The organism is Allobosea sp. (assembly GCF_051860145.1).
Taxonomy (GTDB): Bacteria; Pseudomonadota; Alphaproteobacteria; order Rhizobiales; family Beijerinckiaceae; genus Allobosea.
Genome location: NZ_JBHYEM010000002.1, coordinates 291,101 through 304,714, shown reverse-complemented (window position 1 = coordinate 304,714; position 13,614 = coordinate 291,101). Strand labels below are relative to the sequence as shown.

At 66.6% G+C, this 13,614-nt stretch carries 13 protein-coding genes; 7 read left to right on the top strand and 6 right to left on the bottom strand.

Translation table 11 applies throughout. From position 1 onward, the window contains the following. Nucleotides 1–22 precede the first annotated feature (22 nt). From ACTIF2_RS04660 to ACTIF2_RS04645, 4 genes are all read left to right on the top strand, one after another. On the top strand, nucleotides 23–307 hold the full coding sequence (locus ACTIF2_RS04660; protein ID WP_439495873.1) for a metal/formaldehyde-sensitive transcriptional repressor: 285 nt from the start codon (nucleotides 23–25) through the stop codon (nucleotides 305–307). A 31-nt stretch (nucleotides 308–338) separates the two neighbouring features. Next, a complete protein-coding gene (locus tag ACTIF2_RS04655; protein WP_439495872.1) occupies nucleotides 339–1,451 on the top strand; it encodes an S-(hydroxymethyl)glutathione dehydrogenase/class III alcohol dehydrogenase in 1,113 nt (370 codons plus the stop codon). Between the two features lie 167 nt (nucleotides 1,452–1,618). Continuing rightward, a complete protein-coding gene (fghA, locus tag ACTIF2_RS04650; protein WP_439495871.1) occupies nucleotides 1,619–2,455 on the top strand; it encodes an S-formylglutathione hydrolase in 837 nt (278 codons plus the stop codon). Nucleotides 2,456–2,533: 78 nt separating this feature from the next. After that, nucleotides 2,534–2,941 carry a low affinity iron permease family protein gene (locus ACTIF2_RS04645; protein WP_439495870.1) on the top strand — a complete coding sequence of 136 codons (408 nt, stop codon included), beginning with the start codon at nucleotides 2,534–2,536 and terminating at the stop codon, nucleotides 2,939–2,941. A gap of 12 nt (nucleotides 2,942–2,953) precedes the next feature. On the opposite strand, the gene ACTIF2_RS04640 is transcribed toward ACTIF2_RS04645, so the two are convergent. Further along, entirely contained in the window at nucleotides 2,954–3,721 is a 768-nt protein-coding gene (locus ACTIF2_RS04640; protein ID WP_439495869.1) for an SDR family oxidoreductase, read from the bottom strand. Between the two features lie 123 nt (nucleotides 3,722–3,844). Between ACTIF2_RS04640 and ACTIF2_RS04635 the strand changes: the two genes are divergently transcribed. After that, a complete protein-coding gene (locus ACTIF2_RS04635; protein ID WP_439495868.1) occupies nucleotides 3,845–4,882 on the top strand; it encodes an L-idonate 5-dehydrogenase in 1,038 nt (345 codons plus the stop codon). Here ACTIF2_RS04635 and ACTIF2_RS04630 read toward each other — a convergent pair whose 3' ends face one another. Together ACTIF2_RS04630 and ACTIF2_RS04625 are read right to left on the bottom strand one after the other, a co-directional pair. Next, nucleotides 4,883–6,601: a sensor domain-containing diguanylate cyclase gene (locus tag ACTIF2_RS04630; RefSeq protein WP_439495867.1), complete on the bottom strand. Its 1,719-nt coding sequence runs from the start codon at nucleotides 6,599–6,601 to the stop codon at nucleotides 4,883–4,885. A 195-nt stretch (nucleotides 6,602–6,796) separates the two neighbouring features. Beyond that, the gene (locus ACTIF2_RS04625; RefSeq protein ID WP_439495866.1) at nucleotides 6,797–8,470 is read right to left on the bottom strand and encodes a formate--tetrahydrofolate ligase; all 1,674 of its coding nucleotides are present in this window, start codon (nucleotides 8,468–8,470) and stop codon (nucleotides 6,797–6,799) included. Between the two features lie 176 nt (nucleotides 8,471–8,646). Here ACTIF2_RS04625 and ACTIF2_RS04620 point away from each other — a divergent pair, with 176 nt between their 5' ends. After that, nucleotides 8,647–9,246 (top strand): dioxygenase family protein, encoded by a 600-nt coding sequence (locus ACTIF2_RS04620; RefSeq protein WP_439495865.1) that lies wholly within the window; start codon nucleotides 8,647–8,649, stop codon nucleotides 9,244–9,246. A gap of 125 nt (nucleotides 9,247–9,371) precedes the next feature. Here the strand turns inward: ACTIF2_RS04620 and ACTIF2_RS04615 are convergent, their stop codons facing one another. Then, complete coding sequence (locus ACTIF2_RS04615; RefSeq protein ID WP_439495864.1) at nucleotides 9,372–10,058, bottom strand: glutathione S-transferase family protein; 687 nt, start codon at nucleotides 10,056–10,058, stop codon at nucleotides 9,372–9,374. A gap of 32 nt (nucleotides 10,059–10,090) precedes the next feature. Further along, complete coding sequence (locus ACTIF2_RS04610) at nucleotides 10,091–10,834, bottom strand: haloacid dehalogenase type II (RefSeq protein WP_439495863.1); 744 nt, start codon at nucleotides 10,832–10,834, stop codon at nucleotides 10,091–10,093. 115 nt (nucleotides 10,835–10,949) lie between these two features. Here ACTIF2_RS04610 and gpmI point away from each other — a divergent pair, with 115 nt between their 5' ends. After that, on the top strand, nucleotides 10,950–12,464 hold the full coding sequence (gene gpmI / locus ACTIF2_RS04605) for a 2,3-bisphosphoglycerate-independent phosphoglycerate mutase (protein ID WP_439495862.1): 1,515 nt from the start codon (nucleotides 10,950–10,952) through the stop codon (nucleotides 12,462–12,464). 118 nt (nucleotides 12,465–12,582) lie between these two features. Here the strand turns inward: gpmI and ACTIF2_RS04600 are convergent, their stop codons facing one another. Next, on the bottom strand, nucleotides 12,583–13,482 hold the full coding sequence (locus tag ACTIF2_RS04600; RefSeq protein WP_439495861.1) for a hypothetical protein: 900 nt from the start codon (nucleotides 13,480–13,482) through the stop codon (nucleotides 12,583–12,585). Nucleotides 13,483–13,614 lie beyond the last annotated feature (132 nt).

The window sequence follows — 13,614 nt, the reverse complement described above, 5'->3', positions numbered from 1 at the left end:
CCACCCCAGTATCAGGGGGCAGATGCCACATACTCCCGAAGAGAAGAAGCGCGCGGTCACGCGCCTGCGCCGCATTCGCGGCCAGGCCGATGCCCTGATCCTCGCGGTGGAGCGCGGCGAGGAATGTGGGGCACTGCTGCAACAGCTCTCGGCGCTGCGTGGCGCCGCGACCGGGCTGATGGCGGAAGTGCTGGAAAGCCACCTGCGTGAGACGATGCTGGCCGGCCCGCCGACGGGCGCGCCGCAACCGGATGATGCCGACGAGATTGCGCGGATCATGCGCGTGATCCGCACCTATCTCAAATGATCCCCACGATACCAGCAGAAGGAAACGCCCGATGAAGACACGTGCCGCCGTGGCCTGGGAGGCCGGCAAGCCGCTGACCATCGAGACGATCGAGATCGGCGGGCCGAAGGCCGGCGAGGTGCTGGTCGAGGTGATGGCGACCGGCATCTGCCATACCGACGCCTATACGCTGTCGGGCCTGGATTCCGAGGGCAAGTTCCCGGCGATCCTCGGCCATGAGGGCGCCGGCATCGTGCGCGAGGTCGGCGCGGGAGTGACGACGCTGAAGCCGGGCGACCATGTCATCCCGCTTTACACGCCGGAATGCCGCAGCTGTAAGTCCTGCCTGTCGCGCCGGACCAATCTCTGCACCTCGATCCGCGCCACGCAGGGGCAGGGCGTGATGCCGGACGGCACCTCGCGCTTCTCCTGCGACGGCGGCGAGGTCTTCCACTATATGGGCTGCTCGACTTTCGCGAATTTCACGGTGCTGCCCGAGATCGCGCTCGCCAAGGTCCGCGAGGACGCGCCCTTCGACAAGATCTGCTATATCGGCTGCGGCGTAACCACCGGCATCGGCGCGGTGATCTACACGGCCAAGGTCTGGCCCGGCGCGAACGTCGTGGTCTTCGGGCTCGGCGGCATCGGCCTCAATGTCATCCAGGGCGCCCGCATGGTCGGCGCCGATAAGATCATCGGCGTCGACATCAATCCGGCCAAGCAGGAGATGGCGAAGAAGTTCGGCATGACCGACTTCATCAACCCGAAGGAGGTCGGCAACGACAAGGTGGTGCAGGCGATCGTCGATCTGACCGGCGGCGGTGCCGATTTCTCCTTCGACGCCACCGGCAACACCAATGTGATGCGCCAGGCGCTGGAGTGCTGCCATCGCGGCTGGGGCGAGTCGATCATCATCGGCGTCGCCGAGGCCGGCAAGGAGATCGCGACAAGGCCGTTCCAGTTGGTCACCGGCCGGGTCTGGAAGGGCACGGCCTTCGGCGGGGCGCGCGGGCGCACCGACGTGCCGAAGATCGTTGACTGGTACATGGAAGGGAAGATCAACATCGACGACCTGATCACGCACAAGCTGAGCCTGGACGAGATCAACCACGGCTTCGACCTGATGCATGAAGGCAAGTCGATCCGGAGTGTGGTGGTGTACTGATCGGCCGTTTTCCGGCCCCACTTGCCTCACAGATTGCACGTCATCCCGGCCGAAGCGCAGCGTAGCGCCGGGATCCATCGTAATGCTCCGTAGTTCACGATGGATCCCGGGTTTCCCTTCGGTCGCCCGGGATGACGTCGCATCCGGGAACTGAAAGCAGGCAGCCAATGGAACTCCTCTCCAACTCGAAGGCCTTCGGCGGCTCGCAGCGGGTCTTCCGGCATGAGAGCGCGGCTTGCTCCTGCCCGATGAGTTTTGCGATCTTCCTGCCGCCGCAAATCGAGGACGGGCCGGTTCCGGTGCTCTGGTATCTTTCCGGGCTGACCTGCACGCATCAGAACGTGGTGGACAAGGGTGAGTATCGCGCCGCCGCCGCCGCCAACGGCATCGCGATCGTTTGTCCGGATACCTCGCCGCGCGGCGAGGGCATACCGGACGAGCCCGACAACTGGCAGTTTGGCTCCGGCGCCGGTTTCTATCTCGACGCGACCCAGGAGCCTTACGCGCGCAACTACCGGATGGAGAGCTATATCCTCGATGAGCTCACCGAGATCGTCGCGCATAACTTCCCGGTCGACATGACCCGCCAGGGCATTTTCGGCCATTCGATGGGCGGGCATGGCGCGATCACGCTGGCGCTGAAGAACCCCGAGCGCTTCCGCTCGGTCTCGGCCTTCGCGCCGATCACCCAGCCCTCGACGGCGGGCTGGTCGCGCCCGGCTTTTGAAAAATATCTCGGGCCGGACGAGGCCACCTGGCGCAGCCACGACAGCACGGCGCTGATCGAGGACGGCCATCGGCTCAAGGAACTCCTGGTCGACCAGGGCACGGCCGACAGCTTCCTGGAGGAAGGCCTGCGCCCCTGGCTGCTGCAGGCGGCCTGCGAGAAGGCGGGCATCCCGATCGAGCTGACGATGCGCGAGGGCTACGACCACTCCTACAACTTCGTCTCGACCTTCATGGCCCAGCATGTCTCATGGCATGCGCAGCGGCTGAGGGGTTGAGCGGGGCGCCTGGAGGACGGAACGGAACGTTCCAGCCAGGGTTGTTGAGCGTGAAGCTTCAGCCCCGGGGGACGCATCATGTCTGCAATCGGCCGTTCGAATCCGGGCCGCTCATTCTTCACGCGCCTGTCCCAGGTCACGGCGCATTGGGCCGGCAAGCCGCAGACCTTCTTCTTCGCGCTGGCCATCATCGTCGTCTGGGCGCTGTCGGGGCCGTTCTTCGGCTTCAACGACACCTGGCAGCTGGTGATCAACACCTCCACGACCATCGTCACCTTCCTGATGGTCTTCATCATCCAGAACAGCCAGAACCGCGACACCGCCGCGATGCAGATCAAGCTCGACGAGCTGATCGTGCGTCTGGAAGGCGCGCGCGAGGAGCTGCTCGATCTCGAGGAGCTCGACGAGGAGAAGCTCGAGGCGATGCGGTCCGAGTTCGAGGATCGCGCCAAGGTCGCGCGCGAAAAGAACGGGAATGGCGACTGAGCCCCGCCGGGTTCAGACGACGGAGGTCAGGCCGCCATCGACCATCAGCAGATGGCCGTTCACAAAATCCGAGGCGGCCGAGGACAGGAAGATCGCGGCGCCGACCAGTTCCTTGGTCTCGCCCCAGCGCCCGGCCGGCGTGCGGCTCTTGACCCAACCCGAGAAGGTCTCGTCGGCGATCAGCACCTGGTTGAGCTCGGTGACGATATAGCCCGGGCCGATGGCGTTGATCTGGATGTTGTGCTTGCCGAGCTCGGCGGCGAGACCGCGCGTCATCATCTTCACCGCGCCCTTGGTGGCCGTATAGGGCACGATGGTCGGGCGGCCGAGCTCGCTCATCACCGAGCCGATATTGACGACCTTGCCGTGCCCGCGCGGGACCATGCGCCTGGTCACCGCCTGGGTGACGTAGAACACCGAATGGAGATTGGTGGCGACGAGGAAATGCCAGTCCTCGACCGGGAATTCGGTGAAGGGCGCGCGTTTCTGCGTGCCGGCATTGTTGATCAGGATGTCGATCGGCCCGATCTCGGCCTCGATCGCGGCGATGCCGGCTTCGACCGCCTCCTGGTCGGTGACATCGAAGGCGGCGACCGAGGCCTTGCGGCCGGCGCCGGTGATCGCGGCGCGCGCCGCCTCGAGCTTGCCCTTGTTGCGGCCGTTGAGCACGACATGGGCGCCGGCTTCGCTCATGCCTTCGGCCATCGCCAGCCCGATGCCCTGGCCCGAGCCGGTGACGAGGGCGATCTTGCCTTCAAGGCTGAACAGCGACAGCGACATGGCGTATCCTCGGTTCGCAAAATTCGATTTGGCCCGGCAGCATCGGGCGGGTAAGCATCTTTCAATCGATTAGACAATCGCAGATCGGCCGAATCCGGCAAGGTCCGCTCCTGGAGAACAGCCATGCGCGCCGTCGTCATCCATGCCGCCAAGGACCTCAGGGTCGAGGAGAGGGCGGTTCCCGAGCTCGGCCCGCTCGATGTGCGCGTGCGCATCGAGGCCGGTGGCATCTGCGGCTCCGACCTGCATTACTACCAGCATGGCGGCTTCGGCACGATCCGGGTGCGCGAGCCGATGATCCTCGGCCATGAGATCGCCGGCACGGTCGATGCCGTTGGCGCGGAGGTCTCGCGGGTGAAGGCGGGCGACCGCGTCGCCGTCAATCCGAGCCGCGCCTGCGGCAAGTGCCGCTACTGCCAGGCGGGCCAGCAGCAGCACTGCACGGACATGCTGTTCTATGGCAGCGCCATGCGCTTCCCCCATGTCCAGGGCGGGTTCCGCGAGGTGCTCGTGGTCGAGGAGCGACAGGCCGTCAAGCTGCCCTCGCATGTGCCGGCCGCGCAGGCGGCCTTCGCCGAGCCGCTCTCGGTCTGCCTGCATGCCGTCAAGCGCGCCGGGCCGCTGCTCGGCAAGCGCGTGCTGGTGACGGGCTCCGGGCCGATCGGCGTGCTCACCATCGTCGCGGCGAAGGCGGCCGGCGCCGCAGAGATCGTGGCGACGGATGTCGTCGACGGCCCGTTGCCGACGGCGCTGAAAATGGGCGCGACGGCCGCGATCAACGTGATGGCGGAGCCCGACCGGCTCAAGGCCGAGTTCGGCGCCGAGAAGGGGGCCTTCGACGTGATGTTCGAGGCCTCCGGCAACCAGCATGCGCTGACCGGCGCCTTCGATGTCGTGCGGCCCGGCGGCGTCATCGTGCAGATCGGCGTCGGCGGGAATTTCACCTTGCCGATGAACGTGCTGGTCGCGAAGGAATTCGACCTGCGCGGCTCGTTCCGCTTCCATGAAGAGTTCGACTGGGCGGTCGCGATGATCGGCTCCGGCAGCGTCGATCTCTCGCCGCTGCTGACCGCCTCGATCCCGGTCGAGCGCGCGGTCGAGGCCTTCGAGCTTGCCGGCGACAAGTCGCGGGCGATGAAGGTGCAGCTCGCCTTCGGCTGATCAGCCGAGGCGCAGCGCCGGATGGCCGGCCTGGCCGTGGCGCGCCGCGTCGTAGATCACGAAGGTGTCGCGGCCGCCATGCTTGGCGGCATAGAGCGCTGCATCGGCATGCGCGGCGGCGCTGGACAGGCTTTCCAGCGGATTGACCAGACAGGCGCCGATGCTGACCGTCACAGTGATCTCGCGCGTCTCGTCGAGGCGAACCGGCTTTGACCTGATCTCGGCGACGAGCTTGGCCGCGATCGCAGAGAGCGCGGCGAGATCGGTTTCCGCAAGGAGCAGGATGAACTCGTCGCCGCCCCAGCGGGCGCAGGTGTCGTAGTTGCGCAGCACCTCCGACATGCGGCGCACCACCTCCACGATCACGAGGTCGCCGGCCTGGTGGCCATGGCTGTCATTGATCGTCTTGAAGTCGTCGAGATCGACCAGCGCCAGGGCGGAATGGCGCCCGGCCCGCAAGGCCCGGTTCTGCTCCTGGGTGAAGGCCTCCTCGAAGCCGCGGCGATTGAGGATCGAGGTGAGCGGGTCGTGATGGGCGAGGTGCTCCAGCGTCTCAGTGCGCTCCCGGACCATGATCTCGAGGCGGTTGGTGTTGTCGCCGACGGCCCGGGCCATCTCGTCGAGCGCGCGCGAGAGCCGGCCGATCTCATCGGCTTTGGCGTCGATGTCGGAGGGCTCGAACGAACCGGCCCTGACCCGCATGACCGAGGTTTCCATGCGCGCGAGGCGATCGAGCACGCTGCGCTTGAAGAGGAAGGTCATCAAGCCTGCGGCGGCGATCAGGATCCCTGCCAGCAGCAGCGCGATCGGCGCGAAGAGACGCCGGTCGATGATCTGGCCGACATCCATCAGGGTGACGTTGAACCAGCCCAGCTTGTCGAGATAGCCGACGCCGACGAGCGTCTCGCGGCCGTCGACGCTCATGAAGCGCGACTGCACCAAAGCTTCGCTGCGGGCGACCTGCGTCATCATCGCGGCGAGCGCGCTCCGGTCGGCCTCGTCATCGACGAGGTTGAAGATCGTCTTCTTGGCCTTGAGGTCCTTGGTCAGGCTGTGGAAATCGACCAGGCGCGGATCGCGATGGGCCTGCACCGCGCCGTTGCGGTCGACGAAGATGCTCTGGACGCCGGTCTGCGGTATATCGACGACCTCGCGGATGAACTGGCTGAGATCGACGCCGGTGCCAATGACGCCCAGGACCTTGCCATCGAAGGTGATGATGCAGTTGATCCAGACCTTGGTGACCGCGAGGTTGTCGTCATGGTCGACATTGAGGTGGCAGCCTGAGCCGAGCGGGACGGTCTTGTAATACCAGCCGTCGCGGGGGTTCTCGGGCGACAGCGTATAGCGCTTGCGCGCGTGCTCGTAGGTGTTGTCCTTGTCGTTGAAATAGTAGTTGCCCGAGCCGTCGAGCACGATGAAATAGCTCTTGTCCTTGAAGGAAAGGCGATAGTGCTCGAGTTCGGCGAGACCGCGCTCGGCTTTCTGCGGGTCGTCCTCAGCCTGCGCCCAGGCCAGGATCGCCGGCGAGCGCGCCACGGTCTCGGCCAGCGAGACCTCGCGCATCAGCGATTCCAGGCCGCGATAGCGGTCGAACAGGATCTGCTTCTCGGCGAAGAGCGTGCCGAGCTTCACCACGGTCGCGTTGACGATCCAGAGGAAGGCGGCCGTCGAGGGGATCGCGACTGCCAGCAGCGCGGCGAGCGTCAGCAGCAGCACCCGGCCCCTCAGCCCTGACGCAAAGACCCGCCAAGCGGTGACTGCCTTCATCCCGACCAGAACCCCGACCCGTCCGCCGAACGCAACTGGATGCCATGGCGCGACGATCCCGGTTCAGCTTGATTCTGTCGTGATGCTTGCACGGACAAAGATGAAAATCATCCGTTCCGGGGCTTTGAGCTTGCCTCTATTTTGTCAGAACAGGCCTTCGATCTGGCCTTGTGCGTCGATATGGATGCGTTCGGCTGCCGGCTGCCGCGGCAGGCCCGGCATCGTCATGATGTCCCCGCAGATCGCGACCACGAAGCCGGCGCCGGCCGACAGGCGCAGCTCGCGGACCGGGACGATATGGCCGGAGGGCGCGCCACGCTTGGTCGGGTCGGCCGAGAAGGAATATTGCGTCTTGGCCACGCAGACCGGCAGATGGCCGTGCCCGGCCTCTTCCAGCTCGGCGAAGCGTGCCGCCACCCTGGCGTCATGCGAGATGCCGACGGCGCCGTAGATCTCGCGGGCGATGGTCTCGAGCTTCTCGCGCAGCGGCATGGCGTCGGGATAGAGCGGCTCGAAATCGGCCTCGCCGCTTTCCGCGAGCTCGGCGACCTTGTGCGCCAGCTCCTCGGCGCCGGCGCCACCCTCGGCCCAGTGCCGGCAGATCACCGCCTCGACGCCGAGATGGTTGCGGCAGAAATTGCGGATCAGCTCGTGCTCGGCCGCGGTGTCGCTGGTGAAGTTGTTGATCGCCACGATCGGCGGCACGCCGAACTTGCGGATGTTCTCGACATGGCGGGTGAGATTGGCGAGGCCGGCCTGAAGCGCGTGCAGATCTTCCTGGCCGAGCGCGTCCCTGGCCACACCACCATGCATCTTCAGCGCACGAACGGTGGCGACGACGACCGCGACGGCGGGTTTCAGCCCGGCCTTGCGGCATTTGATGTCGAAGAACTTCTCCGCGCCGAGATCGGCGCCGAAGCCGGCTTCGGTGACGACGTAATCGGCGAGCTTGAGCGCAGCGCGGGTCGCGATCACCGAATTGCAGCCATGGGCGATATTGGCGAAGGGGCCACCATGGACGAAGGCCGGCGTGCCCTCGAGCGATTGCACCAGATTGGGCATGATCGCGTCCTTGAGCAGGACGCTCATCGCGCCCGTCGCCTTCAGCTCGGCGGCGGTGACCGGGCGCTTGCCGCGGCTGCGGCCGACGACGATGCGGCCGAGCCGTTCCTCGAGATCGGCATGGTCCTTGGCGAGGCAGAAGATCGCCATCACCTCCGAGGCGACGGTGATGTCGAACCCGTCCTCGCGCGGATAGCCATTGCCGTTGCCGCCGAGCGAAGAGACGAGCTGCCGCAGGGCGCGGTCGTTCATGTCCATGACCCGGCGCAGCGCGATGTTGCGCGCGTCGAGATCGAGCGTGTTGCCCCAATGGATGTGGTTGTCGAGCAGGGCGGCGAGCAGATTATGCGCGCTGGTGATGGCGTGGAAATCGCCGGTGAAATGCAGGTTGATCTGCTCCATCGGCACGACCTGGGCATAGCCGCCGCCGGCCGCGCCGCCCTTCATGCCGAAGCAGGGGCCGAGCGAGGGCTCGCGCAGGGCGATCATGGCGCGCTTGCCGAGACGCGCGAGCCCGTCGCCGAGGCCGACCGTGGTCGTGGTCTTGCCTTCGCCGGCCGGGGTCGGGCTGATCGCGGTGACGAGGATCAGGCGGCCATCCGGGCGCGCCTCGAAATCCGGGATGGCGACACTGTCCACCTTGGCGATGAACTTGCCGTAGGGATGGAGCGCTTCCTCCGGAATTCCGACCTTCTCGGCGATGGCGGCGATCGGCGCGAGACGGGTCGCGCGGGCAATCTCGATATCGGTCGGCATTCGGTCTCCTTTGCCGCGTCGGGGGCCGGTGCCGGCGCGCGGAATCGGCCGCACAGTGCCGCGAAACGCCGGGCTCGCCAATGCTCCCGGCCGCGCGGCGTCCATATTTCTGACGCGGCTCAGGCCTTCAACTGGCGCGGCCGACCATCTCCGGTACCTGGCCAATGAGGTGCGACATGCAGCAAACCAAGTTCAACCGTCGTGACCTCGTCGCTGCCGGACTTGCCGCTGCGGGTTTCGCTGCCTTGTCGCCGCCCGTCCCAGCGCTGGGGCAGGGCGCCGCGCTGCCGTTGACACCATCCTGCGACGGCAAGGCCGCGGTCACGCGGCGCCAGACCGAAGGGCCGTATTTCACGCCGTCCTCGCCGCTGAAGCCCGACCTGCGCGGCGATGGCGCGGGCGAGATGCTGGCGCTCTCCGGCTTCGTCCTGACGCCGCAATGCCGCCCGGTCGCGGGCGCGCTGGTCGATCTCTGGCATGCCAATGTCGGCGGCGACTATGACAATTCAGGCTTCCGCTTCCGCGGCCATCAGTTCACCGACGCGCAGGGGCGCTACCAGTTCCTGACGCGCGTGCCGGGTCTCTATCCCGGCCGGACCCGGCATTTCCACGTCAAGGTTCGGGCCGGGCGCGGACCGGTGCTGACGACGCAGCTCTATTTTCCGGACGAGCCGGGCAATACGCGCGACGGCATCTTCGACCGCGCCCTGCTGATGGCGATCAGCGCCGCCGAAGGCGGACGTCTCGGCCGGTTCGATTTCGTGATTGCCGGCTGAGCCTGACTCGATCGTCATTGCGAGGAGCTCAGCGACGAAGCAATCCAGAGGGGAGCGTGCCAGCCTGGATTGCTTCGCTGCGCTCGCAATGACGGAGCGGCACTCGGTGCCCGGCGCGCGAGACGTCACGCCACCAGATGGGCGTTCTGCGGGAACAGGATCTTGCGAGCCTCCTCGTCCATTTCCGTCTTGAAGGCGAATTTATCCTTCAGCGCCGTGGCGCGCTGCGCCGCCGGACGGGCGGAGATCTCGTCGAGATGGCGCTTGACGTTGGGCATGGCCGCGAAGGCCTCCTCGCCGAGCGCGAAGGGGATGCGGGTCGCCCAGCCCCAGACCGCCATGTCGATCAGCGTATAGGTGTCGCCGAGCATGTAGCGATGCTTGCCGAGCTGGGCTTCGATCAGGCCCCAGTGGCGCTTGGCCTCGAAAGTGTAGCGGTTGATCGCGTAGGGCAGCTTCTCCGGCGCCGCACGGGTGAAATGCACGGCTTGTCCGCAATAGGGACCGATGCCGGTGGCGACGAACATCAGCCAGGAGAGCATCTCGCCGCGCGCCTTCGGCGTGTTCTCGGGCAGGAACCGGCCGGTCTTCTCGGCGAGATAGAGCAGGATCGCGCTGGAATCGAAGATTGTGACATCGCCATCGGTGAGCGCCGGCGTCTTGCCGTTGGGGTTGATCGCCAGGAATTCCGGCTTGAACTGGTCGCCGCGGCGGGTGTCGACCGGCACCATCTCGTAGGAAAGGCCGGCCTCCTCGAGGAAGAGCGCGATCTTCGCCGGGTTCGGCGAGGGATGGTAGTAGAGCTTGATCATCGATTGTCTCCAGTGGAAAGCGAGATCGCGCCTCAGCGATGGGCCAGGGCGTAGTCGGCGAGATCGGTCAGGGCGGCGACGGTGAGGTCAGCCGTCTCCCCGAGCCGCTCGGGCTGCATGCGCAGGGCCTTGAACATGGTCCTGGGGCCGATCAGGTCCGCGGTGTCGATCTCCATGCGCAGGCTCCTTGCCGGTACGCGCTCGATGCGCGCGACGCGAAAGCCGTAGGCCTTGGCGCCGGCGATGTCGAAGCCATTCGAGGAGACGAAGAGGATCTCCTCGCGCGACAGGCCGAGCCGCTTCTCGACCAGGCCATAGCCGCGCGGGTCAGGCTTGTAGACGCCGATCTCGTCGACGCTGATCACGGTTTCGAGCAGTTCGTCGATCCGGGCATGAGCCACGAGCCGCTTCAGCATCGCCGGGCTGCCATTGGAGAAGATGGCGAGACGGAACGGGGCGAGCTCTTCCAGCGCCTGCCGGGCCTCGGGATAGAGCGCGAGCGCGTCATAGGCCGCGGCGATCTCGGCGATCAGCTCGGGCGTGGCGGAGAGGCCGAGCGTCGACAGGGTGAAGTCCAGCGACTCGCAGGTCACCGTCCAGAAATCCTCGTAACGGTCCATCAGCGCCCGGAGCCAGGTATATTCGAGCTGTTTCAGGCGCCAGATCTGGGTGATCGCCTCGCCATGGCCGGGGAAGGCCGCATCCGTGACGCCGGCGACCGACTGGACATCGAACAGGGTGCCATAGGCGTCGAACACGAGGGCCTTGATCGCCATGAGCGTCTCCTTGCTGGCCGCAGCTTCCGCGTGGCGCTGAGCTTAGCACTCGCATTCGGGGCGCGGTGCGTGATATCCGCACAAGCTGTTTTTCATGATGCCCACAGGTTGCCGCATGTCGAACCGCCCCGTGATGCTGATGATCCTCGATGGCTGGGGCTGGCGCGAGGACACGAAGCACAACGCCGTGCGCCTGGCCGAGACGCCGCATTTCGACAGGCTCTGGGCGAGCTGCCCGCATGCCTTCCTGAAGACCTCCGGGCTCGATGTCGGCCTGCCCGAGGGCCAGATGGGCAATTCCGAGGTCGGCCATCTCAATCTCGGCGCCGGCCGCGTGGTGATGCAGGACCTGCCGCGCATCAACCAGGCCATCGCGGACGGCTCGATCGCGGACGCGCTGGTGGCGACCGGACTGGTCGCTGCGCTGAAGAAGACCCGCGGCGCCTGCCATCTGCTCGGCCTGGTCTCGCCGGGCGGCGTGCATGCGCATCAGAACCATGCGCTCGCTCTGGCCCGCATCCTGACCGGGCAGGGCATCGCCGTCCGCGTCCATGTCTTCACCGACGGACGCGACACGCCGCCGCAATCGGCTGCCGGCTATCTTCGCGAGTTCGCCGCGGCGTTGCCCGAGGGGGCCGCGATCGCGAGCCTGTCGGGCCGCTATTTCGCCATGGACCGCGACAACCGCTGGGAACGGGTCGAGCAGGCCTGGGCCGCCATGGTCCTGGGGCAGGGCCGGGGATTTGCGACCGCCGAGGCGGCGATCGCGGCCGCCTATGCCGAGGGCGTCAATGACGAGTTCATCGTGCCCACCGTGATCGGCGGCTATGCCGGGATGGTCGATGGCGACGGGCTGCTCAGCTTCAATTTCCGCTCCGACCGCATCCGAGAGATCCTGTCGGCGGTGCTGCAGCCGGATTTCAAGGGTTTTGAGCGGCGGCGCCTGCCCAAGCTCGCCGGCGCCGTCAGCATGACCTCCTACAGCGCCGAGCTCGACAAGCTGATGCCGGCCCTGTTCCCGCCGCAGACCCTGGCCAACGGCCTCGGCGAGATGGTCGCCAAGGCCGGGCTGATGCAGGCGCGGATGGCCGAGACCGAGAAATACCCGCATGTCACCTATTTCTTCAATGGCGGCGAGGAGCGGCCCTATCCCGGCGAGGACCGGGTGATGGTGCCCTCGCCCAAGGTCGCGACCTACGACCTGCAGCCCGAGATGTCGGCACCCGAGCTGACGCAGAAGGCGGTCGAGGCGGTCACCTCCGATCGCTACGACCTGGTCATACTCAACTTCGCCAATCCCGACATGGTCGGCCATACCGGCATCGAGGCGGCGGCGATCAAGGCGGTCGAGACCGTCGATGCCGGGCTCGGGCGGATCGCCGAGGCGATCGAGCAAATGGGCGGCGCGCTCCTCGTCACCGCCGATCACGGCAATAGCGAGCTGATGGTCGATCCGCAGACCGGCAAGCCGCATACGGCGCATACGACCTTCCCGGTGCCGGTCATGCTGGTCGGCGGCAAGGCGAAGGCGCTCGCCGACGGCCGGCTCGCCGATGTCGCGCCGACGCTGCTGGCGCTGATGGGGCTGGAGCAGCCGGAGGAGATGACCGGCCAGTCGTTGCTGCGCTGAGGCGCGGCTGTCATCGGCCGTCATGCTCGGGCGAAGACCCGAGCATCTTGGAAACGCGAGCTTCGTCCGGCCTGAGATTCCCGGGTCTTCGCCCGGGAATGACGCGCAGAGGCTCGCCTCAGAAGCTGTAGGCGAGCTTCACCTTGACCAGGTGCTGGCTGAAATTGGTCAGGTCGAGATTGCCCGGCTCGCCCTTGGCCTTGCCGGCGAGCTGGACGTTGTAGGCGGCCGAGATCGCCAGGTCCTTGGTCGCCTGCCAGTAGATGCCGGGGCCGGCGAAGGTGGCATGGCCAGCCTCCTTGCTGAACCCGAGCGTGTCATAGGCGCGCATATGGCGGACCTCGCCGCTGAGATAGACGCCCTCCAGCACCTGCCAGGCCAGCGCGCCGCCGACCGAGAAGGTCGAGGAACGGCCATAGGGATCGGGCCCGGTCCAGGTCAGGTCCTGCGAGAGATTGAGCGCGGCATAGAGCTTGCCGGGGGCGAGCGCCGTGTCGGCGAAGAGGCGCAGGCCCGTATTATAGGTGGTGAAGCGCGCCGCTCCATCGGGATCGGCACGGTTGAAGCTCGGATCGATCACGGCGGTCAGGCCGATACCGTGCAGGTCGCGGCCGAGCAGCTTGTACTTGATCTCGACGCCGGCGCCGAGCGAGCGCTCGTCGGCGCTGACGCCGCCGATCCTGGCGTTGCTGAAGCCGCCGAGCAGGTAGGGGCCGACCTCGAGGCAGGGGGCGAGGCCGTAGGAGCCCTGCAGCACAGCGCTATGGCTGTTGAGCCGGCCGGCGCGCGTGCCGAAGGCGCCGCCATAGGTCAGGCTCGCACCGAAGGAGCCAGGATCGCCGACATCGGAGCCGGTGGTGAAGCCGAAGGCGTCGGTCGGGATGCCCTCGCTCTCGGTGCAGGCGGAGAGTGGCGCGGGCGCAGCCGGCGCGCCCTTGCGCGAGGGCAGGTCGGCGGCGAAGGCGGTCGCTGAAGCGGCGCTCAGGGCGAGGATGGCGGCGGTGAGCTTGGAGGACATCGAATGGTTCCCGGTTGGACGATGCACTCTCACCTAGATGCAAATGGTTTGCAATAGCATCTTGTGCTGAGTCGACAGAAATGATCCGCCATCGCGTTGGGGAAGGCGAGAGGGCAAGGGTGGCTCAGAATG

Coding starts and splice junctions, on each gene's coding strand:
- ACTIF2_RS04620 (WP_439495865.1), top strand. CDS start 8,647: ATGCAGCAAACCAAGTTCAACCGTCGTGACCTCGTCGCTGCCGGACTT.
- ACTIF2_RS04615 (WP_439495864.1), bottom strand. CDS start 10,058: ATGATCAAGCTCTACTACCATCCCTCGCCGAACCCGGCGAAGATCGCG.
- ACTIF2_RS04635 (WP_439495868.1), top strand. CDS start 3,845: ATGCGCGCCGTCGTCATCCATGCCGCCAAGGACCTCAGGGTCGAGGAG.
- fghA (WP_439495871.1), top strand. CDS start 1,619: ATGGAACTCCTCTCCAACTCGAAGGCCTTCGGCGGCTCGCAGCGGGTC.
- gpmI (WP_439495862.1), top strand. CDS start 10,950: ATGTCGAACCGCCCCGTGATGCTGATGATCCTCGATGGCTGGGGCTGG.
- ACTIF2_RS04660 (WP_439495873.1), top strand. CDS start 23: ATGCCACATACTCCCGAAGAGAAGAAGCGCGCGGTCACGCGCCTGCGC.
- ACTIF2_RS04600 (WP_439495861.1), bottom strand. CDS start 13,482: ATGTCCTCCAAGCTCACCGCCGCCATCCTCGCCCTGAGCGCCGCTTCA.
- ACTIF2_RS04640 (WP_439495869.1), bottom strand. CDS start 3,721: ATGTCGCTGTCGCTGTTCAGCCTTGAAGGCAAGATCGCCCTCGTCACC.
- ACTIF2_RS04655 (WP_439495872.1), top strand. CDS start 339: ATGAAGACACGTGCCGCCGTGGCCTGGGAGGCCGGCAAGCCGCTGACC.
- ACTIF2_RS04645 (WP_439495870.1), top strand. CDS start 2,534: ATGTCTGCAATCGGCCGTTCGAATCCGGGCCGCTCATTCTTCACGCGC.
- ACTIF2_RS04610 (WP_439495863.1), bottom strand. CDS start 10,834: ATGGCGATCAAGGCCCTCGTGTTCGACGCCTATGGCACCCTGTTCGAT.
- ACTIF2_RS04625 (WP_439495866.1), bottom strand. CDS start 8,470: ATGCCGACCGATATCGAGATTGCCCGCGCGACCCGTCTCGCGCCGATC.